At 73.5% G+C, this 663-nt stretch carries 1 protein-coding gene; it reads left to right on the top strand.

Going from position 1 to position 663, the window contains the following annotated elements:
- Nucleotides 1–663, top strand: a 663-nt coding sequence (locus D7W81_RS41420) for a beta-ketoacyl [acyl carrier protein] synthase domain-containing protein (protein ID WP_147445850.1), incomplete at both ends; no start/stop codon positions are given.

Below are 663 nucleotides of genomic sequence, written 5' to 3'. Positions count from 1 at the left end.
GGTTGGGGCTGGCGGTGGGCGTGTCCCTGGACTTCCTGGCGACGCGCGTGTCGTACGAACTGGACCTGAAGGGTCCGGCGATGACGGTGCAGACCGGGTGCTCCACGGGGCTGGTGGCGCTGCACCTGGCGACGCAGTCGCTGCTGGCGGGCGAGTGCGACATGGCCATCGCGGGCGGGGTGTCCATCCGGCTGCCGCAGCTGGCGCCGTACCGCTACCAGGAGGGGGACATCGTGTCGCCGGACGGGTGGTGCCGGCCCTTCGATGTGAAGGCGGGCGGGACGGTGGCGAGCAACGGCGTGGCGGCGGTGGTGCTCAAGCGGCTGGACGACGCGGTGGCGGACCGCAATCCCATCCGCGCGCTGGTGCTGGGCACGGCGCTGAACAACGACGGCAGCGGGAAGACGGGCTTCACGGCGCCGTCGGTGGACGGGCAGGTGTCGGTCATCGCGGACGCGCAGGCGGTGGCGGGGGTGGCGCCCGGGGACGTTTCCTATGTCGAGGCGCACGGGACGGCGACGGCGCTGGGGGACCCCATCGAGGTCGCGGCGCTGCGGCAGGTGTTCCAGGGCGTGGCGCCCGGGGTGTGCGGCCTGGGGTCGGTGAAGAGCAACGTCGGGCACCTGGGTGCGGCGGCGGGGCTGGTGGGGGTCATCAAGACGG

Origin of the sequence: Corallococcus aberystwythensis (assembly GCF_003612165.1) — a bacterium.
Taxonomy (GTDB): Bacteria; Myxococcota; Myxococcia; order Myxococcales; family Myxococcaceae; genus Corallococcus; species Corallococcus aberystwythensis.
Note: the sequence above shows the minus strand (reverse complement) of the source record. Positions and strands in the feature narration are given on the sequence as shown.